The sequence below is a fragment of the Rhodococcus sp. MEB064 genome (genome assembly GCF_000834565.1).
Lineage (GTDB): Bacteria > Actinomycetota > Actinomycetes > Mycobacteriales > Mycobacteriaceae > Rhodococcoides.
In genome coordinates this window covers 71,723-92,094 of record NZ_JXQS01000058.1, presented here as the reverse complement: position 1 = coordinate 92,094, position 20,372 = coordinate 71,723, and the positions used below count along the sequence as shown (strand labels likewise).

The following is a 20,372-nucleotide window of genomic DNA, read 5'->3' as shown; positions in this document are numbered from 1 at the left end:
CGGTCACTGCTTCCGACGCGCCCGAGCACGCTCCGCGTGCCTCCGCGCGACGACGACGACAGTCTTCGGTCGCCCCGCACCGCCGCACACCGGGCCGCCTAGCCGTGCAGAATCTCTGGCGTTCGCGGTTGATCGGCAGGATCGCGCCCCGGCTCGTCGACCTGCCGTGGACCGGTGTCGAGCTCGGTGAAGCCCTCGGACCCTTCGACCGATGGTTCGACGTCGAAACCCTCATCACCCGGTTGTCCGACGCTGTCCGCGACGCACCCGACAGTGTCGAGGCAGCGGTCGAGCTGCTGGAAGGTATCGGCTATCCCGGGTTGCCGTTCATCCCCACGCCGCCGCCGCGCATCCGCCCCTACCGCTTCGGTGTCCCCGAGATCGCGACGCCCGCGGACCTCGCAACGTCACTCGATGTGACCGTCCCCGAACTCGACTGGTTCGCCGACCTCGGCGGATGGCTCCGACGCGCTGCGCCGCCGCTGCGGCACTACCGGGCGGTCGAGGTGCCGAAGAAGGCGGGCGGGAAGGCCGGAGGCCGGTCGGATCTCGGGAACATTCGGATTCTGGAGGTGCCGAAGCCGCGGATGCGCGAGATGCAGCGCCGCGTGCTGCATCGCATCGTCGACCACGTCGAGCCGCACTCCGCCGCGCACGGCTTCCGTGCCGGTCGCAGCGCCGTGACGTTCGCCCGACCCCACGAGCAGCAGGACGTAGTGGTCCGCGTGGACCTCGCCGACTTCTTCGCGACGGTCACCGCCCCGCGCGTGCGGGTGGTCTTCGAAGCCTGCGGGTATCCCTCGAAGGTGGCGGCCCTGCTGGCCGGAATTTGCACGACCGCGATGCCGGTGGACGAGGCGACGAGGCTGACCACCCGCCGCGCCGCGGTGATGCGGACGCCGCATCTGCCGCAGGGTGCCCCGACCTCGCCCGCGCTCGCCAATCTGGTTGCCCGCGGACTCGACCGTCGAGTCGCGGGTCTCGCCCGTGCTCGCGGCCTCACCTACACGCGGTATGCGGACGATCTCGCGCTGTCGGGGCCGTCGTCCACCGATGTGGGCACGCTCCTGTGGGCGCTCGAACACATTGCGCTCGACGAAGGCTTCGAGGTCAACGCCGCCAAGACGCACGTCCGCCGGTCGCATACCCGGCAGACGCTGGCCGGTCTGGTGGTCAACAGTTCCGCCGCGGTCCCGCGTGATCGGTACGACGACCTCAGGGCGTTGCTGCACAACGCTGCCCGGACCGGCGCGGCCGCCCAGAATCGCGACGAGCTGCCCGACTTCCGGGCGCACGTGTACGGGCTCATCGCGTGGGTCGGTGAGAGCAGCCCTGCTCGTCGGGCGCGGTTGCAGGGCATGGCGGCGAGCGTCGACTGGGACGCGTGAGCTGCACTTCTGCGAGGGTGTAACGCTTCCGGGGCGGCGGCGATACTCAGGATGGCTCCGCACTGCTGCCTGACCCCCGACCCGGCAGCAGTGCGGAGCCGTTTCCGTGCTCGGTAGGCTCGAACACGAGACTGGGCCCCCAGAAGAGCCGACATGACAGGAGCCGGGTGACCGAGAACGAACCGGAGCGCGGCGCGCACCGACCCGATTCCGATCCGTCCCGACTGTCCGGAGTTCGCCTTGCAGCCCTGATCGCCGGGGGAGTGCTGGCCGTGGGCGTCGTTCTGTACGCCGCGGACGAGATCACCTCGATCGGGGAACTTCCTCGCGGCGTCACCGTTGCCGGTATCGACGTCGGTGGGCGCAGCGCCGCCGACGGCGAGGCCACTCTGCGCTCGGTACTCGGTGATCGGTCGTCGCAACCCGTCGAGGTGCGTGTCGACGACACGACAGCCTCCGTGGTTCCGTCCGCTGCCGGACTCGAGATCGACTGGGCTGCCACGGTGGCGCGCGCGGGCGATCAGCCACTCTCGCCCATCACCAGGATTGCGTCGTTCTTCGGATCGCGAGAGATCGGTGTGGTGTCGACGGTCGACGAGGCAGCGCTGACCGCGGCGGTGTCCGGACTCGCGCCGCAGTTCGACCGGGTGACCGTCGAGGGCGGCATCGTCATCGAGGGCGGGGTGCCACGTGCCGTCGAGCCGGTCCAGGGCAGGACGCTCGACGTCGACGGTGCCTCCGCGGTACTCGTCGACCGATGGGCCGAGGGCGGCCCGCTCGATCTGCCCGTCGTCGAGTCCGGGGAGCGTGCGACGGTTGCCCCGGACGCCATCGACACGGCGCTGACGGAGATCGCCGAACCGGCCGTGTCGAAACCCGTGCTGGTGACCGGCACGAACGGTGCCGTCGCGACCCTGGCACCCGACCGCGTCGGCGAGGTGCTGACGTTCGCGCCCGACGGCGACGGTGGACTCGAGCCGGCCTACGACGTCGAGGCCGCGACACGGCTGCTTGCCCCGCAGGTGGCGCAGACCGAGGTTCGTCCGGTGGATGCCCGCTTCGACTTCTCCTCGGGCTCTCCCACGGTGGTGCCCTCGGTCGACGGAACGGCGATCGACTGGCAGTCGACTCTGACCGATCTGCCCGCCCTGCTCGCCGGATCGGGTGACGCACGGTCCACCGCCGCGAAGTACGGACCGTTGCCTGCAGCGCTGACCACGGACGCGGCGAACGCGCTCGGTATCCGAGAGGTGATCAGCGAGTACACGACCGGTGGATTCGAATACGCATCCGGCGTCAATATCGGCCTGACCGCACGACTCGTGAACGGCGCCGTCGTGAAGCCGGGCGACAGCTTCTCGCTGAACGGGTACACCGGTCCGCGCGGAACGGCACAGGGCTTCGTGGAGTCGGGAATCATCGACAACGGTCGGCCGGATCGCGCGGTCGGCGGCGGCATCAGCCAGTTCGCGACGACCCTCTACAACGCCGGGTATTTCGGCGGCATGGACGACGTCGACCACACCGAGCACAGCTACTACATCAGCCGCTATCCCGAGGCGCGGGAGGCGACGGTCTTCGAAGGGGCCATCGACCTGGTCTTCCGCAACCCGGCGGACACCGGCGTGGTCATCGAGTCCTTTGCCGACGGGTCGTCGGTCACGGTCCGACTGTGGGGAACGAAGACCGTCGACGTCGAGTCGATCACGGGGGATCGCACGCGGCCGACGACTCCGGACACGGTCCGGTTGCCGCGCGGTGAGCAGTGTGTCGCGTCGAGTGGTGCCCCGGGGTTCACCACGAGTGACACCCGGGTGATCTCGGACGCTGCGACGGGTTCGGAGATCTCGCGGAAGACGCGCACGGTGAAGTACGACCCGGTGCCCATCGTCCGGTGCGAGTAGCGCGGGAGCCGTTCCGCTCGGCGTGATTCGAATCGTGGCGCTGTGAGCTTGCCCAGTTCGGACGGCCGGGTGGTAGCGGAGGGGTGTTCGCGGCCCTACCGTTGAGTTCATGACTCCGACCACCTCCTCCGATCTCGACCAGGCGACGCTGCGTCAGGCCTACGGCACGTTCCCCAGCGGGGTCGTCGCGATCGCCGCACGGATCGACGATGTCCCGGTCGGGCTGGCGGCCAGCAGTTTCGTGTCCGTGTCTCTCGACCCGCCGCTGGTCGCGGTCTGCATCCAGAACACGTCGACCACGTGGCCCAAGTTCACGGGTGCGGCGCATATCGGGATCAGCGTCCTCGGTGAGGCGCACGACGTCGCGGCCCGAAGTCTGGCCGCGAAGACGGGTGACCGGTTCGCCGGTCTGACCATCGAGACGACGCCCGAAGGAGCCATCTTCATCGACGGTGCATCCGCGTGGCTCGACACGACGATCGAGCAGGAGATCCCGGCTGGCGACCACGCCATCGTGCTGCTGCGTATCAATGCGCTCGAGGTGCATTCGGGCGTCGATCCCATCGTGTTCCAGGGAAGCAAGTTCCGGAAGTTGGTCGTCGAGCACCACTGATGCCGCCGTGGACTTTCGGTTAATCATCGTTTACTGTTCTGGTTAACGGGAGTTAACTGATGGACAGGCGGCGACATGACGGTGGCGAACGGCGTTCGATCCGAACGTGCACGGAGGCGCGAGGACCATCGCGCGCTGGTCGAGCAGCTCGCCGCGGCGATGGCGTCGGCTGCCCGTGGGGGTAGCGAGGCGTCCCGCGAGCGTCATGTCGCTCGCGGCAAACTGCTCCCGCGTGACCGCGTCGACACGCTTCTCGACGACGGGAGTCCCTTCCTCGAGATCGCCCCGCTGGCCGCCAACGGCATGTACGACGACGCGTGCCCGGGTGCGGGGGTCATCGCCGGGATCGGCAGGGTGTCCGGGCGCGAGGTGATGATCGTGGCCAACGACGCCACGGTCAAGGGCGGCACCTACTACCCGATGACGGTCAAGAAGCACCTCCGTGCGCAGGAGATCGCACTTCAGAACCGCCTTCCCTGCGTGTATCTGGTCGACTCCGGCGGCGCGTTCCTGCCGATGCAGGACGACGTGTTCCCCGACCGTGAGCACTTCGGCCGCATCTTCTTCAACCAGGCGACGATGAGCGCGAAGGGAATCGCGCAGATCGCCGCGGTCATGGGGTCCTGCACCGCCGGCGGCGCCTACGTGCCCGCGATGAGCGACGAGGCGATCATCGTCCGCAACCAGGGCACGATCTTCCTCGGTGGCCCGCCACTGGTGAAGGCCGCGACGGGCGAGGTGGTCACGGCCGAGGATCTCGGCGGCGGCGACGTGCACTCCAAGATCTCCGGTGTCACCGATCATCTCGCGACGGACGACCGCGACGCGTTGCGCCGGGTCCGCGCCATCGTCGCCACGCTCGGTCCTCGCACGCCGGCTCCGTGGGAGGTCCGCACTCCCCGGCCGGCTGCCGACCAGACCGAGCTGTACGACGTCGTTCCCACCGACCCCCGCACGCCGTACGACGTGCACGAGGTGATCACCCGTCTCGTGGACGGTGCGCAGTTCCAGGAGTTCAAGGCCGAGTACGGCACCACGCTGGTGACCGGGTTCGCCCACATCAACGGACACCCGGTCGGCATCGTCGCCAACAACGGTGTGCTGTTCGGCGAATCCGCCGTCAAGGGAGCACATTTCATCGAGTTGTGCGACAAGCGGTCGGTGCCGTTGCTGTTCCTGCAGAACATCACCGGCTTCATGGTCGGCCGCGAGTACGAGGCCGGGGGCATCGCCAAGCACGGCGCGAAAATGGTCACCGCGGTGGCCTGTGCCAGGGTGCCGAAGCTGACTGTCGTGATCGGCGGCTCCTACGGCGCGGGCAACTACTCGATGTGCGGACGCGCGTACTCGCCCCGGTTCCTGTGGATGTGGCCGAACGCCCGCATCTCGGTCATGGGCGGTGAGCAGGCGGCGTCGGTGCTCGCGACTGTGCGCAGCGATCAGCGGTCCGCATCGGGCGAACCGTGGTCGGACGAGGACCAGGAGAACTTCAAGGAGCCCATCCGTCGCCAATACGAGGAGCAGGGAAACCCGTACCACTCGACGGCTCGGCTGTGGGACGACGGCATCATCGACCCCGCCGACACCAGAACCGTTCTTTCGCTGGCCTTGTCGGCGTGTGCCAACGCACCGCTCGAGCCGGTGTCCTACGGCGTCTTCAGGATGTGAGCACTGCCATGACAACGATCGACACCGTCCTCGTCGCCAATCGCGGCGAGATCGCCGTCCGGGTCTTCCGGACGTTGCGCACCATGGGAATCCGCTCCGTCGCGGTGTACAGCGACGCGGATGCCGACGCTCTGCACGTGCGGGCTGCGGACACCGCGGTACGACTGGGGCCGGCTCCCGCCAGGGAGAGCTACCTCGACATCGACAAGGTCATCGAGGCGGCGCTGGCGTCCGGTGCCGACGCCATCCATCCCGGATACGGATTCCTTTCGGAGAACGCAGCATTCGCGGCGGCGTGCGAGAAGAACGGCATTACCTTCATCGGGCCGCCCACGCGTGCGATCGAGACGATGGGCGACAAGATCACCGCGAAGAAGGCGGTGTCCGCCTTCGACGTTCCCGTGGTCCCCGGTATCGCGGAGCCCGGACTGTCCGACGACGCCCTGGTCGCCGCAGCCAGCAACATCGGCTATCCGGTGTTGATCAAGCCGTCCGCAGGCGGTGGCGGCAAGGGAATGCACCTCGTCGAGCGCGACGAGGACCTGCGCCCCGCCCTGATCCGTGCGCGCCGGGAAGCGGCGTCCTCGTTCGGTGACGACACCCTGTTCCTCGAACGATTCGTTCTGCGCCCGCGCCACATCGAGGTCCAGGTGATGGCCGATGCTCACGGGACCGTCATCCATCTCGGTGAGCGGGAGTGCTCGCTGCAGCGGCGGCACCAGAAGGTGATCGAGGAAGCGCCGTCTCCGCTTCTCGACGAGGCCACCCGTACCCGCATCGGCGAGGCTGCGTGCGCGACGGCACGGAGCGTCGACTACGTGGGCGCGGGAACCGTGGAGTTCATCGTCTCCGCGGACGCCCCGGACGACTTCTTCTTCATGGAGATGAACACCCGTCTGCAGGTGGAACATCCTGTGACCGAGATGGTCACGGGGGTCGACCTCGTCGAACTGCAGATCAGGCTGGCGGCGGGCGAGCACCTGGCGCTACGCCAGCAGGACGTCACGCTGACCGGGCATGCGATCGAGGCCCGCGTGTACGCGGAGGATCCCGGCAACGGGTTCCTTCCTACAGGAGGCCGCGTGATCGGACTCCACGAACCGGTGGGCGACGGAGTGCGCGTCGACTCGTCGCTGTCGGTGGGAACCGTCGTCGGCAGCGACTACGACCCCATGTTGTCCAAGGTCATCTCCTACGGGCGCGATCGTGCGGAGGCACTGCGCATCCTGCGGCGGGCCCTGGGCGAGACGGCCATCATGGGCGTCGGCACCAACGTCGACTTCCTGTCCTACCTGCTGTCGGACCCCGATGTCGTTGCCGGAGAGCTCGATACCGAACTTCTCGACCGTGTCGCGCCCGACTACGCGGCACCCACGGCGCCGGACGAGGTGGCCGCTGCGGCAGCGGTGTACCGATGGTGCGCGGACTGGCCGGACAGTGCGGCCGATCCGTGGTCCGACCGCGGCGGGTGGCGACTGGGTGGTCGACGAGCGCCCACGACGATCGTGGTCGAGGACGCGGGCCGTCGGCGGACCGTGACCATCGTCGGTACTCCCACCGACGCGACCGTGGCGGTCGACGGTGGGGACGAGAGACCACTCACGGCGCACGTCGACGGAGACCGGTTGACGATCGCTCTGGGCGGTCGGCGCGAGTCGTATTCCGTGGCAACCGAACACGGGTCGCTCTGGTTGGCCGGTGCGCGCGGCGTCTGGCACATGACGCCGGCGGCGGAGGTGGATCTGGTGGACGGCGCCGAGTCGGAGCTCGACGAGTCGGTCCGCAGTCCGATGCCCGGAACGGTGATCGCCGTCGAGGTCGCGGACGGTGACCATGTCACCGCCGGGTCGGTGGTGGTCGTCGTCGAGGCGATGAAGATGGAACATGCGTTGACCGCACCGACCGACGGTGTGGTGGAACTCCTGGTCGCTCGCGGCGATCAGGTCACGGTGAACCACGTGCTCGCACGTGTGACGACGAGCGGCGAGGAAGGTCGATCATGACATCAGCACTGGCGGGCGTTCTGCCCGACGAGTATGCACAGCTCGCGGCATCGGTCCGGGATTTCGCTCGGACGGTCGTCGCACCTGTTGCGGCGCAGCACGACAAGGACCACACCTTCCCGTACGAGGTGGTCCGCGGCATGGCGGACATGGGCCTGTTCGGTCTGCCGTTCCCCGAGGAGTACGGCGGCATGGGCGGCGACTACTTCGCCCTGTGCGTCGCGCTCGAGGAACTGGGCAAGGTCGACCAGAGCGTCGCGATCACCCTCGAGGCGGGCGTGTCCCTGGGCGCCATGCCGGTCTACCGCTTCGGAACCGACGCGCAGAAGGAGCAGTGGCTCCCGCAGCTCACCTCCGGCCGAGCGCTGGGCGCCTTCGGGCTGACCGAGCCCGGTGCCGGCAGTGACGCGGGCGGTACGAAGACCACCGCCGTCCGGGACGGCGACCACTGGGTCATCAACGGGTCCAAGCAGTTCATCACCAACTCCGGCACCGACATCACCTCGCTGGTGACCGTCACGGCGGTGACCGGCACGGATTCTGCCGGTCGCAAGCAGATTTCATCGATCCTGGTGCCGACGTCGACACCGGGGTTCGAGGCAGGCCCCGCGTACGACAAGGTCGGATGGAACGCCTCGGACACGCACCCGCTGTCGTTCACCGATGTCCGGGTGCCGCTGGAGAACCTCCTCGGCGACGAGGGGCGCGGCTACGCCGGGTTCCTGCAGATTCTCGACGAGGGACGTATCGCGATCGCCGCGCTCGCGACCGGCGTCGCGCAGGGCTGCGTCGACGAGAGCGTGAAGTACGCCAAGGAGCGCGAAGCCTTCGGCACCGCGATCGGGCGCAACCAGGCCATCGCGTTCAAGATCGCGCGGATGGAGGCGCGCGCGTACGCGGCCAGGACGGCCTACTACGACGCGGCAGCACTCATGTTGGCGGGCAAGCCTTTCAAGAAGCAGGCAGCCATCGCCAAGCTCGTGTCCTCGGAGGCCGCGATGGACAACGCGCGGGACGCGACGCAGGTGCACGGCGGGTACGGCTTCATGAACGAGTACACCGTCGCCCGTCACTACCGTGACAGTAAGATCCTCGAGATCGGCGAGGGCACCACGGAGGTGCAGTTGATGCTGATCGCACGGCAGCTGGGCCTGTGAGCGATCGAGTGGTGCAGCGCGGCCTGTGGTTCGAGGAGATGACGGTGGGCACCGTCTACGAACATCGGCCCGGGCGCACCGTCACCGAGGCGGACAACGTCCTGTTCACCACCCTCACTATGAACACCCAGGCGCTGCATCTCGACGCGGCGTACAGCGCGGACACGACCTTCGGTGACCGACTGGTCAATTCGATGTGGACGCTGTCCACACTGGTCGGCCTGTCGGTGGCGCAACTGACGCAGGGGACGATCGTCGCCAACCTCGGATTCTCCGAGATCAGCTTCCCGGCGCCGATGTTCCACGGCGACACCCTCTATGCCGAGACACTCATCGCGGACAAGCGGGAATCGGCATCGCGGCCGGGCGAAGGTGTGGTCACCTTCGAGCACACGGGCCGCAACCAGCGCGGTGACATCGTCGCTCGGGCGGTGCGCAAGACGCTCGTGCAGTTGGATCCCGCGCGATGACGATCGATGCCGGGCCCGTCTGGATGTTCTGTCCCGCCGACAGGCCGGAGCGCTACGGGAAAGCCGCCGCCGCGGCCGACGTCGTGATCATCGACCTCGAGGACGCGGTCGCCGCGTCGGACAAGGATGCCGCGCGTCAGGCCGTGCTCGACACCCCGCTCGATCCGGAGAGGACTGTCGTCCGGATCAATCCGCGGTCGACGCCCTACTTCGATGCGGACCTGGCTGCGGTGCTCACGACGCAGTACCGGCACGTGATGGTGCCCAAATGTGAATCGGCGGAGGATGTCCGGGCAGTGGCGCCGCTGTCGGTCGTCGCCCTGGTCGAGACTCCGCTCGGGGTGTTGCGGGCGCCGGAGATCTGCGCGACCGACGGATGCGTCGCGATGATGTGGGGCGCGGAAGACCTCATCGCGGCTCTCGGGGGCGCGTCGTCACGCCGGAGCGACGGCCGTTACCGCGACGTCGCTGTCCATGCCCGATCGGCAGCCCTGCTGGCGGCATCGGCATTCGGGCGCCTGGCGCTGGATTCGGTGTATCTCGACATCCCGGATCTCGACGGTCTGCGTGCGGAATCCGAGGACGCCGTCGCGGTCGGATTCGGCGCGAAGGTGGCACTGCATCCGTCACAGGCAGCCGTCATCCGCGAGTGCTACACCCCGTCCGCCGACCAGGTCGACTGGGCGAGGCGAGTCGTCGCTGCGGCCTCGACCGAACGTGGTGTCTTCACGGTCGACGGCAGGATGGTCGACGCGCCGGTGATCCGGCACGCCGACCGCATCCTGCGTGGGGTCCGCTGACTTTCAGCGGATGCCTTCGGTGCGCATCTCACGAGCCCAGGCGGCAGCGTGGCGTGTCAAGACGTCGGCGATGCGCGAGATCTCGGCGGGATACGACGCAATGTCGGCCGACATGGACACGCTCAGCGCGTCGGTGGCGGGTATCCGGTAGGGCACAACCGTGGCCACGCACACGATGCCGGCGGTCCCCTGTTCCTTCTCGAGGGACCATCCCCGCGCGCGGACGTCGCCGAGTTCGGCGATCAGCGTGTCGGGGTCGGTGATCGTGTCGTCCGTGAACTGTTCCAGCACAGGCGGCAGGAGTCCACGAACCTCGGTATCTGTGAGTTCGGCGAGCAGAGCCTGACCCAGTGCGGTGGCATGGCACGGCAGCTTGCGACCCACTCGGTGCATCCGACGCACCTCCGCTCGTGATCCTCGGCTGGCCAGGTAGATGACGCTCGACTCGTCCCGGCGGGCGAAGTGCACGGTGTGACCGATCTCGGCGCGCAGTGTCTCCAGTACTGCCGCAGCGCGACCGACGACGGAATCCTTGTCCAGGTAGGACGTCCCGGCAAGGAGAGCATGGGTGCCGATGCCGTATCGCGATCCGGACTCGTCCGCCTCGATCCATCTCAGGTCCTTCAGCGTGCGCAATAGTGCGTGCAGACTGGAGCGCGGGTACTTGCACGCCTCCTGCAGTTCACCGAGGCTCATGCGCGTCGGCGACGCAGCGAGCGTCTCGAGGATGTGGATGGTCCGCTCGGCGGACTTCACCGGCTGCGAATCCGCTACCGAGGGAGTCGTGTCTCGTGTCGCCATGAGGACACTATTCCCCATTCCGAACCCGATATCACAGGGCGACTCCGGTTCGTCGACTTGAACCGTCGGCACTCAGTACTCCTCGACCAGGTTTGCGGCGACGTAGTCGAGATCGACGGCCTCGCCGAGCCCTGGAGCGAGGGGCATGGCAACCGTTCCGTCGGGGCGGACAGGGTCGACGATCGACAGAAGGTGCGGAGGTACCCAGTCGTAGTCGACGAGCGGGTGCAGTAGCCCGCGCTCGTACCAGTGAGCCACGCTCGAGCCTCCGACGAGCGCCAGGTTCGGTGCGCCGTTCCCGTGCACCTCGCACTCCATCCCGAAGCCCTCCGCCATGTGCATGGTCTTGAGCGCCGGTGTGATGCCGCCTCCGTTCATGGCCCCCACCCGGAGAATGTCGCACGCATCGTTGACTATCCATTCCGCACGCGAACGGTGGCGGCCGGGAACGGTCTCCGGACCTATCACCGGCGTCGCGACCTGTTCGGACAACCACCTGTAGGAGCGGAGTGAGAACTCGTCCATCGGCTCCTCGAACCAGTCGAAGCGCAACCTGTCGAGTTCACGCCCGAGAGTCAGCGCCTCGGTGCGTGAATACCAGTGATATCCGTCGAGCATCAGCGAGAAGTCGGGTCCCACCGCATCCCGCACCGCGGCGCACGCCTCGATGTCCCGAGCGAGGTTCGGCGCATTGTCGAGCGGCGGCATCCAGGTGTGGAGCTTGATTCCGGTGTAGCCCCGCGCTTTCAGCTCCACCGCGAAAGTCGCGTAGTCCTGCGGACTCGACAGTCCGCCGTCCAGCGAGTCCCCGCACATCGTGCTGGCGTACGCCTTCACGCTCTCGCGAGCCCCGCCGAGCAGCTTCCAGACCGGGGTGCCGAACATGACGCCTGCGAGATCCCACAGTGCCTGATCGACATAGCTCAGCGAATGTTCGGGTAGTTCGACTGCCCGGGTGCGCTGGCGGATGGCGAACTGCTTCTCGAACGATTCACGCGCCAAGGGATCGGATCCGACCAGAACCGGGCCGACGTGCTGCTCGATCTGATCGCGCCGGAGATAATTGGGCTTGCCCAGAACCCGCCCGACCGCGCCGTCGGTCGTGGTGATCGACAGCAGAGCCTGCGTGGTCTGCGCCGACGGCCCCGGGTGACGGTGACCGTACGAATCGACCGTGGTGCGAGCTTCGGTCTTGAATACCTGAACGCTCACGCGCTCGATAGTTGCGCTCATCGGGATCGACCCTTTTCTTTCGTGTGCGGCGTGCGTCATTTGCCGTTGCGTGCGTCGTACTTGGCTTGAGAGCGGTCGAGCTTCTCGGCGAAGTCGTCGGCGAAATCCTGTGCGCTGAGCTGGCCGATCAGGACTTTCTGCCACTGGCCGACCATCTGTACCTGGACGATCTTCCCGAAGTCGGAGAGGTAGTCGGGTGGCGTGACCAGGACCGTGGCCGGATCGTCGAGAGCGGTCAGCGCCGCCTGGACCGACGGCATCGCATCGAACTCCGGCGCCGCTCGTGCTGCCTTGTTGACCGGGATCTGCCCGACTGCACCGTTCCAGTACGACTGCGATGACGCCGATGTCATGAATTCGAGGAACTTCCAAGCGGCTGCCTGGTGGGGGCTGCTGCGGAAGACGGTGTAGGAGGGGAACGGGTCGGTCATGATGGTGCGTACGCCGTTCTCGTTCCGCGGTAGTGCTACAGCTCCGGCGTTCTCGCCCATGGCTTTACGATGGTTGCTCAGCGAGCCGAGGTTGTGCTGCATCATGCCCACCGATCCACCGCCGAAGCTGGCCACCATCTGGGGAAACCCGTTGTTGACGTCGGCGGTCGGAGTGTCGACGTCGTACAGCGCGGCGAACTTCTCGATCGCCTCGACCATCTCGGGTCTGTTCAACGTGGACTTACCGTCCTCGAAGAAGGCAGTGGTTCCCGTGCTGGCGAACATGTATTGCAGCAGCGGATAGATGGACCCGGCGCCGCCGCGGATGGTGAAACCGTAACGGCCGGCGTCCTTGTCGGTCAGGGTCGCGGCGGCGTCGAAGAACTCGTCGTAGTCGTCCGGCGGCTCGATCCCGGCTTCGGCGAACCAGTCCTTGCGGTACCACAGGGTGGCGTTGTTGCTCGTGTACGGCAGTCCATAGACGTTGTCTCCGCCTCCGGACTCGCGCGCGGACTGGAGGATCCCCGTGTCGTACTCGTCGCGCTGCGGCGAGGCTGCCAGGAAGTCGTCCAGCGGGATCACGGCATTCTGCGCCACCAGCGGCGCGAGGTACGCGGTGGACACGATGCCGAGGTCGGGAGCCGACCCGCCGGCGAGAGCAGTCTGGTACTTCTGCTGCGCACTGTCGGAGGGCAATCCGACGTATTCGATGTCGATGCCGGGGTTCGCGGCTTCGAACCTGCGAATCAGCTCCTCGTACAACGGGGTCCGGTCGGGGCCCGCATTGTTGTCCCAGAACGTCAGTGTGGCGTTGTTCGGGTCGCCCAGTGCGCCGTCGGGCAGCGATGTCGCGGAACTGCACGACGCGAGAACGAGGGTCGCGACCGCACCCATGAGGGAGGTACGCAGCAGCGTCCTCCGGTCGAGAGGCTTCATGACACTCCTTGGATGGAAGGCTGGTGAGGGATTCGCATGTCCGGTCAGCCCTTGACCGCGCCGGCGCTCAGGCCCTGGACGAGGTACTTCTGGATGACGGCGAAGACGAGAACCACGGGAACGGCGGCGATGAGGCCACCGGCAGCGAGCACGCCGAAGTCCACGTTGTACGAACCGATGGTGTAGCTGAGGCCGACGGGCAACGTGAACTTCTCCTGGCTGCTGATGAACATCAGACCGAAGAGGAAGTTGTTCCAGCTGCCGATGAAGGCGAACGAGCCGACGGCGATCAGGCCGGGTTTGAGCAACGGGAGCATGATGATGCGGAACGCCTTCAGACGCGAACACCCGTCGACCATCGCGGCTTCTTCGAGTTCGACGGGGATCTGTGCAATGAAGCCGGCCATGAGCATGGCGGCGAGGGGGAGCTGGAAGACTGTGTCGGCCACGATCAGGCCGGCGAGATTGTTGATCAGGCTCATCTCACGGAAGATCTCGAACAACGGAATCAGCAACATCGCGCCGGGAACGAACTGGCTGCACAGCAGTGCCATGACGAGGGCGAGTCTGCCCCGGAACTTGAAGCGAGCCAGCGCATATCCGGTGGCGAGAGCGACGAACGTGGTGAGTACCAGGGACAGCGCCGCAACGATCATCGAGTTCTTGAAGAAGAAGCTGAACCCGAGGGTGTTCCACACCGTGTCGAAGTGTTCGAACGTGATGGGCCAGGGGAGCATCGAATTCGATTCCGCGGGGCGGAAGGCGAACACGATCATCCAGTAGAACGGCACCAGGGTGAAGAGCAGGTAGATGGCCAGCGGGAGGCCGACGCTGAGATAGCGAGGCTTCGTCTTGTACACGCGCAGTGGAGGTTCGGTGCTTTCCGACGCGGTGATCGTGGGGCGATCGGCAGTAGTCGTCATGGTCGATCAGCCCTTCTCGGCATTGAACTTGCTCAGGCGGAGGTACAGGATCGAGCAGAACAGCAGGATGAGGAACGCGACCGTGGTCAGCGCCGATCCGTATCCGAAGTCCTGCGCGGTGATCGCGAGTTGCGAGACGTACAGCGGCAGTGTGGTCGTGACGTCCGCCGGCCCGCCGGCCGTGAGGGTGTACAGGAGGTCGACGTTGTTGAACTCCCAGACGCCGCGCAGCAACGTCGAGAGAATGATGACCGCCTTGAGGTGCGGGAGCGTCACGAATCGGAAGCGTTGCCACCGGCTCGCTCCGTCGACGTTGGCCGCCTCGTAGAGATCTTTCGGTGCGCTCTGCAGTTCGGCGAGAATCAGGATGGCGAAGAACGGAACTCCGCGCCACAGTTCGGCGACGCCGGTAGCCCAGAACGCGGTGTCCGGATCCGCGATAGGAGCAGCCGTACCGTCTCCGATCCCCATGTCGCCCAACAGCTTGAAGATTCCTGTGGACGGGTTGTAGATGAGTAGCCAGATGCCGGTGGTGAGAACACCCGACACGGCCCACGGCGAGAACACCAGTGCTCGGGCGAGGCCCCGGCCGCGGAAGACCTCGTTGACGAGGAGCGCGAGTCCGAGCCCGAGGACCAGCTGGAAGACCACCTGGAACAGGACCCACTTGCCGGTAGTGAGCAACGACGTCCAGAACAGCTCGTCGGCGAACATCAGTCGGAAGTTCTCGAGGCCCGCGAACCCGTTCTCCCACGGCGTGGTCGGGTTGTAGTACTGCAGGCTGTAGTAGAAGACGCTGCCGACGGGATAGAAGATGAACACGACGAGCAGCAGGACGACGGGAGCGATCAGGATGTACGGCGCGCTGATGCGTCGACTCGATCGCTTCCGAGGTACCGGTGCAGGGGACGTCGCAGTCGGCGTCCCTCCCGTACCGGGGGTGATGGTGGTGACCAAGAGGCACGCTCCGAAATCTGGCCGGCGTCACCGGCGGGCGGATGTTTCACGGTTCACATATATGAACATGTGACGGCTACGTGAACTGCGGTCAACTATGATCGCTGTCACACGGGCTGTCAAGGCTTCCGCAGACCAATCGGTCGGTGAGCCACCGCGCGGCTTCCTTCTGCATGGCGGCCCCGAATCGGTGCGGTTCGTCGTACCACGTGGTGGTCAACGCACCGGTCCCGCTGTAGATGCTGGTCAAAGCTTCTTCCGACGCCAGCATCCCGGCGTGCCCGAAGTGTGGATCGTGAGATGCGTACTGCACCAACAGGGGTACCGGTGCCGCGCAGCCGGCGACGTCCGGCCAGTCGCAGACCGCGGACAGGCCCGGCGTGATCATCGACCACGAGGTTCCGTCGGCGTGCCCGTCGGCGATGTCGGCGAACGTACTCATCGATGCGGTGATCACCGCTGCCTGCAGGTCAGCCGGTTCGGAGCAGGCCAGAAGGTGTGCCGCTCGCGCGCCGCCGCCCGAGAAGCCCACCGCGGCGATCCGGCGAGCGTCCACGCCCGGCGCGGCGCGCAACACCGCCAGTGCGGTCAGGTCGTCGACGGCGACGAGTGCCGCGAGGGACGTGCCCGTGAGGATCGCGATCTTCGCGAGGGCGTGTTCGTGTTCCCGCGCCGCCGCGTCGTATCGTCGCCGGAGGTCGTCGGGCGACGACGCCGCGGGAACGGCGGACATTCCCGCTGCCCGGGCTCGTTCGGGAAGGTCGGACCATTCCACGCGTCGGCTGCCCCACTGGTAGGCGTCGTGCACCAGTACGGCGAACCCGGCACGCGCGAGTTCTGTTGCGACGCAGAGCCCGCCGTATCCTCGCTGCCGTAATTCCTCGACTCCGGGCGCAACTCCCTCCGGGCCGTCCGAGACCTTCTCCTTGCCGTAGAACTTGACGCCGTCGTGGGCGTGGAGGAGGAGGATTGCCGGTAGGTCGTCGTCGCGGCCGGTCGGCCGGACGATTCGCGCTTCGGTCTCCGGCCCGTTGTCGACGGCCCATGAGAGTTCGATCCCGTCGATTCCGTCGCGTGTCCACGATCGACCCGTCCGCACGGTCGCCGGTGCCGCGGGGCGGACGCCGAGCGCCGATGCGATGCGCTGTCGCAGAAGCGTCGATCGTGGACAGCGGTCGCCGTCGCGTGTTCTCATGTGTGAACTCCATCTCTGCACGTGAATTCAAGAAAGGCCGCCATGCCCGGATCGACAGTCGACCGCATCGTTGCTCACGCCTACCCCTGGGACGTGGTGGGCGATCCGTCCTTCGTGGACCGTGCGCGGGCACTCGGAGTCGACGAGATCTCCCTCGCCGCCACCTATCACTCCACTCGCGCCGCCACTCCGTTCCACCCCGACCACAAGATCGTCGACGCACGTCACGCGGCGTTGTACCGACCGGTGCGTGACGACGCCTGGAGCGGTCACCGGATTCGCGCCGTGGCAGCCGACTGGGCCGGTGCCGACGACGCGTTCGCAGCGGCAGCGACCACGTTGATCGATGCGGGGATGACAGTGAATGCGTGGATCGTGTTGACGCACAGCACGATCCTCGGCCACGCTCACCCTGACGTCACGGTGACGAACTGCACCGGAGACTCCTACCCGTACGCACTCTCGCCCGGCCACCCCGACGTCGTGCGATACGCCGCGACCCTCACTGCCGAGGCCCTCCGCGGTGTCGCTGTCCACGGTGTATCCATCGAGGCGTGCGGTCAGCTGGGATTCGCCCACGCGGGACATCACGAGAAGACCGACGGCGCCTTCCCCGGTATCGGGGACACGCTGATGTCGGTCAGCTGTACCGATCGCGAACGTGCCGAATGGTCGTCGCGCGGGGCGGATCCGGACCGTGTCGTCCGGGCATTGAAGGAGGGAGTCGCCAGCGTCGTCGACGGTCGGCTCGCGCCGACCTCCTCCATCACCGACGTGCTGACCGACTTCGATGCCGCGGCCGTGCTCGCAACCCGCCGCCGCGATGCCGATGTCCTGCGCGGTGAGGTACTGAATGCGGTTCGCATCCACGCGCCGCAGGCGAGAGTCACGCTGCACGGCCATCCCGACGAGTGGAAGACGGGACCGTCGCCTGCTCTCACACCGTCGGCGAGCGGCGATGTGGATGCCGTGTTGGTGTCCGCGTGGCCCGGGACGGAGGAAGCCGTCCGTGTCGTCGCGGCGACGCGCGAGATGGTGGGGACGTCGGTCGACGTCGGTGCATACGTGTCCGTATTGCCCCCGAAGAAGTTGGACGAGGTCGGAGCGCATGTGGCCGCGACCGTCGAGGCGGGTGCCAACGAGCTGCATCTCTACCACCTCGGGCTCGTGAATGCCGCTCAGCTCGACGCGTTGGCGCACGTGGTGAAGGACTGGCGGAAGTAACGCTGCGGGGGTGGCACTGCGGTCCGGCCACCCCCGTCGGTTCTCACATGCGTTGTCCCAGGGGGTGATCGCAGAAGGCTCCGCCGGCGCGCTGAAGGATCGGGTCGTCGAAGGTCCATTCGTGGTCCCGGAGGAACTCGTCCGCGAAGATTTCGGAATTGTCTTGTGGCACATACCCGATGGTTTCGCCCTCGGCTCCCGACCACCAGGCCCTGGTGTTGGCGGAGATTCCCCACACGATGTGGAACCCCTTGGCGCTGTCGGACAGGGACGCTTCGATCAATCGCGCGGTGTCGGCCGGCGACATCCATGATGCGAGACCCCGGTAGTTCGGTGGTCGGTCGAAACTGGACCCGATCCGCAGATTCACGACGTCGATCCCGAACCGATCATGGTACAGCCGCGCGAGCGCCTCACCTGCCGCTTTGCTCCACCCGTAGAACCCGTCTGGTCGGGGCGCGACATCGCCCGCGAGCATGCCGTCGGACTCGTCGTGGGTCCAGAACCCGACTGCATGATTGCTCGACGCGTATACGACGCGCGTGACACCGTGAGTGACCGCGGCGTCGAAGATCGCCTGGGTGCCGTCGACGTTGACTGCGAGAATGTTCTCCCACGAGTCCTCGGTGCTGAGTCCGCCCAGGTGCACGATCGCGTCGACTCCCTCGACGGCGCGGGCGACCGCTGCGCGGTCGGTGACGGAGCCCTGGATGTATTCCTCCGTGGGATCGAGGTCGGTGATCCCCGCGATATCGAACAGGCGGAGAGTACGGTCCGACCGACGGAGCAAGGGTCGCAGCATCCGCCCCATGTTCCCGGCGGCCCCGGTGATCAGCACTGTCGTCGTCATGGCGGTCTGTCTCGCTTTCTCTCGAATCCTTGTAATGCAGATCACGGTAGTACATACTTCGAATCGAAGTCAGCATATTGATTGGCATTCACATACATGAACGCGCGGAGAGTCTCAGGGATCTGAGCCGAGCGCCTTCGTACCTTCACTCGGATCGTCCGACACGTTCCTGTCGGTGAGAGGACACATCATGGCAACCGTCGCATTCGAGAACGTCACCAAATTCTTTCCCGGAGGGGAGAAGGCGGCCGTCGACAACTTGGACCTGCACATCGAGGACGGTGAATTCCTCGTTCTCGTCGGGCCGTCCGGTTGCGGCAAGTCGACGTCGCTCCGCATGCTCGCGGGTCTCGAGGACGTGGATCGTGGAACCATCTCGATCGGAGGCGACGACGTCACCGAACATCAACCCAAGGATCGCGACATCGCGATGGTGTTCCAGAACTACGCGCTCTACCCGCACATGACGGTCGGGGAGAACATGGGCTTCGGCCTTCGGATTGCCGGTGAGGACAAGGCGGAAATCAAGCGTCGGGTCACCGACGCCGCCAAGATTCTCGACCTGACCTCGTATCTGGATCGCAAACCGAAGGCACTGTCCGGTGGACAGCGTCAGCGAGTTGCCATGGGGCGCGCCATTGTTCGCAAGCCCAAGGTCTTTCTCATGGACGAGCCTCTGTCCAACCTGGATGCCAAGTTGCGGGTGCAGACACGTGCGCAGATCTCAGCGCTTCAGCGTCGACTCGCCACGACCACCGTGTACGTCACGCACGATCAGGTCGAGGCCATGACGATGGGTGATCGCGTCGCCGTGTTGCAGGACGGCGTCCTGCGTCAGTGCGATACCCCGCGCCGGATGTACGAGCACCCGGACAACGTCTTCGTCGCCGGATTCATCGGATCGCCCGCGATGAACCTTCTCGAGCTGCCCCTGGTGGACGGCGGAGTCAGGTTCGGCGGAATCGTGGTCCCCATTCCGCGAACCGGCCTGTCGACCATCGGCGAGAGTTCGGTGACGCTGGGAGTCCGTCCCGAAGATCTCGAGATCGTCGGCGACGGTGTCGGCGGCTTGGAGATGACGATCGACGTCGTCGAGGAACTCGGTGCCGACGCGTATGCGTACGGCCGCATCACGATCGACGGTGTCGAGCAGCTCATCGTCGTCCGTGCCGACGGTCGCGTTCCGCCGCTGCGCGGAGACAAGGTCACACTGGCCTACGCAGCGGAGCGCACGCACCTCTTCTCCACCGTTACCGGGGAGCGTCTCATCGACTGAGCGGTGGAGAAGAGGCGAGGAGAGTCAGCGTGCCGGCGTGGCCGTCGTTCCGGTGACGACGCGGGGCAGGGCAAGGCCCAGCCCGATCATGCCGACACCCAGCACCAGGTGGAGCCAGTTGTCCGCGTTGTTGACGGGAACGAAGTTGGCACTGCTGTCACGGTCGATCACGAGGCCGTAGACGAACAGCACGAGGTAGACGACACCGCCTCCGATGAGGAAAGTCCGTGCTGTGGACGGGTTCCGCGACAGTGCGATGCCGGCGACACCGAACAGCAGGTGGACGATGTTGTGCAGGATCGACACCTCGAAGATTCCGAGGAGATGCGCGCCGGAGTGGTGCCCGGCGAACGTCAACATGTCGTAGTCCGACGTGATCCCCGGAATGAACCCGAGAATGCCGACGGCCAGGAACACGACGCCGACGAGCAGCGCACCCCACTGGATCGGTGACCGACGCACCACTGTGCGGCCGGCCCGGTTGGTGTTCGCCATGGTCTTGCCTCCCTGTTCTCACACGTTGAGCGGATCCCACCGTGCGCG

General features: G+C 66.5%; 18 protein-coding genes. 10 read left to right on the top strand and 8 right to left on the bottom strand.

From position 1 onward, the window contains the following. The first annotated feature begins 128 nt into the window (after positions 1–128). The 8 genes from RU01_RS19085 (at position 129) to RU01_RS19050 (ending at position 10,003) form a co-directional block, all read left to right on the top strand. Positions 129–1,388, top strand: a complete 1,260-nt coding sequence (locus RU01_RS19085) for a reverse transcriptase family protein (protein ID WP_197074826.1) — start codon at positions 129–131, stop codon at positions 1,386–1,388. Positions 1,389–1,555: 167 nt separating this feature from the next. Beyond that, positions 1,556–3,292, top strand: a complete 1,737-nt coding sequence (locus RU01_RS19080) for a VanW family protein (RefSeq protein WP_052493372.1) — start codon at positions 1,556–1,558, stop codon at positions 3,290–3,292. A gap of 109 nt (positions 3,293–3,401) precedes the next feature. Beyond that, positions 3,402–3,905: a flavin reductase family protein gene (locus RU01_RS19075; RefSeq protein ID WP_042576158.1), complete on the top strand. Its 504-nt coding sequence runs from the start codon at positions 3,402–3,404 to the stop codon at positions 3,903–3,905. 75 nt (positions 3,906–3,980) lie between these two features. After that, positions 3,981–5,573: a carboxyl transferase domain-containing protein gene (locus RU01_RS19070; protein WP_042576157.1), complete on the top strand. Its 1,593-nt coding sequence runs from the start codon at positions 3,981–3,983 to the stop codon at positions 5,571–5,573. Positions 5,574–5,581: 8 nt separating this feature from the next. Then, positions 5,582–7,576 carry an acetyl/propionyl/methylcrotonyl-CoA carboxylase subunit alpha gene (locus RU01_RS19065; RefSeq protein ID WP_042576347.1) on the top strand — a complete coding sequence of 665 codons (1,995 nt, stop codon included), beginning with the start codon at positions 5,582–5,584 and terminating at the stop codon, positions 7,574–7,576. Continuing rightward, positions 7,573–8,733 carry an acyl-CoA dehydrogenase family protein gene (locus RU01_RS19060; protein WP_042576156.1) on the top strand — a complete coding sequence of 387 codons (1,161 nt, stop codon included), beginning with the start codon at positions 7,573–7,575 and terminating at the stop codon, positions 8,731–8,733. The genes RU01_RS19065 and RU01_RS19060 overlap by 4 nt, the downstream gene beginning before the upstream one ends. Beyond that, positions 8,730–9,203, top strand: coding sequence for a MaoC family dehydratase (locus RU01_RS19055; protein ID WP_331386546.1), 474 nt, complete (start codon positions 8,730–8,732; stop codon positions 9,201–9,203). The genes RU01_RS19060 and RU01_RS19055 overlap by 4 nt, the downstream gene beginning before the upstream one ends. Further along, complete coding sequence (locus tag RU01_RS19050; protein ID WP_042576155.1) at positions 9,200–10,003, top strand: HpcH/HpaI aldolase/citrate lyase family protein; 804 nt, start codon at positions 9,200–9,202, stop codon at positions 10,001–10,003. The genes RU01_RS19055 and RU01_RS19050 overlap by 4 nt, the downstream gene beginning before the upstream one ends. A gap of 3 nt (positions 10,004–10,006) precedes the next feature. Here RU01_RS19050 and RU01_RS19045 read toward each other — a convergent pair whose 3' ends face one another. The 6 genes from RU01_RS19045 to RU01_RS19020 all read right to left on the bottom strand — a co-directional run bounded on the left by RU01_RS19045 (position 10,007) and on the right by RU01_RS19020 (position 16,479). Beyond that, positions 10,007–10,804: an IclR family transcriptional regulator gene (locus RU01_RS19045; protein WP_042576345.1), complete on the bottom strand. Its 798-nt coding sequence runs from the start codon at positions 10,802–10,804 to the stop codon at positions 10,007–10,009. 72 nt (positions 10,805–10,876) lie between these two features. Next, the gene (locus RU01_RS19040; protein ID WP_231568779.1) at positions 10,877–12,016 is read right to left on the bottom strand and encodes an enolase C-terminal domain-like protein; all 1,140 of its coding nucleotides are present in this window, start codon (positions 12,014–12,016) and stop codon (positions 10,877–10,879) included. Positions 12,017–12,072: 56 nt separating this feature from the next. Next, positions 12,073–13,404 (bottom strand): ABC transporter substrate-binding protein, encoded by a 1,332-nt coding sequence (locus RU01_RS19035; RefSeq protein WP_042576153.1) that lies wholly within the window; start codon positions 13,402–13,404, stop codon positions 12,073–12,075. Between the two features lie 44 nt (positions 13,405–13,448). Next, a complete protein-coding gene (locus RU01_RS19030) occupies positions 13,449–14,327 on the bottom strand; it encodes a carbohydrate ABC transporter permease (protein WP_042576152.1) in 879 nt (292 codons plus the stop codon). A 6-nt stretch (positions 14,328–14,333) separates the two neighbouring features. Beyond that, positions 14,334–15,284, bottom strand: coding sequence for a carbohydrate ABC transporter permease (locus tag RU01_RS19025; protein ID WP_042576151.1), 951 nt, complete (start codon positions 15,282–15,284; stop codon positions 14,334–14,336). A 91-nt stretch (positions 15,285–15,375) separates the two neighbouring features. Beyond that, positions 15,376–16,479, bottom strand: coding sequence for a dienelactone hydrolase family protein (locus RU01_RS19020; RefSeq protein WP_042576150.1), 1,104 nt, complete (start codon positions 16,477–16,479; stop codon positions 15,376–15,378). A gap of 42 nt (positions 16,480–16,521) precedes the next feature. Here RU01_RS19020 and RU01_RS19015 point away from each other — a divergent pair, with 42 nt between their 5' ends. Further along, positions 16,522–17,703: a hypothetical protein gene (locus tag RU01_RS19015; RefSeq protein WP_042576149.1), complete on the top strand. Its 1,182-nt coding sequence runs from the start codon at positions 16,522–16,524 to the stop codon at positions 17,701–17,703. Positions 17,704–17,746: 43 nt separating this feature from the next. On the opposite strand, the gene RU01_RS19010 is transcribed toward RU01_RS19015, so the two are convergent. Next, a complete protein-coding gene (locus tag RU01_RS19010) occupies positions 17,747–18,553 on the bottom strand; it encodes an NAD-dependent epimerase/dehydratase family protein (protein WP_042576148.1) in 807 nt (268 codons plus the stop codon). A 190-nt stretch (positions 18,554–18,743) separates the two neighbouring features. Here RU01_RS19010 and RU01_RS19005 point away from each other — a divergent pair, with 190 nt between their 5' ends. Next, positions 18,744–19,829 (top strand): ABC transporter ATP-binding protein, encoded by a 1,086-nt coding sequence (locus tag RU01_RS19005; RefSeq protein ID WP_042576147.1) that lies wholly within the window; start codon positions 18,744–18,746, stop codon positions 19,827–19,829. 24 nt (positions 19,830–19,853) lie between these two features. Here the strand turns inward: RU01_RS19005 and RU01_RS19000 are convergent, their stop codons facing one another. Continuing rightward, positions 19,854–20,324, bottom strand: coding sequence for a DUF4383 domain-containing protein (locus RU01_RS19000; RefSeq protein ID WP_197074825.1), 471 nt, complete (start codon positions 20,322–20,324; stop codon positions 19,854–19,856). Positions 20,325–20,372 lie beyond the last annotated feature (48 nt).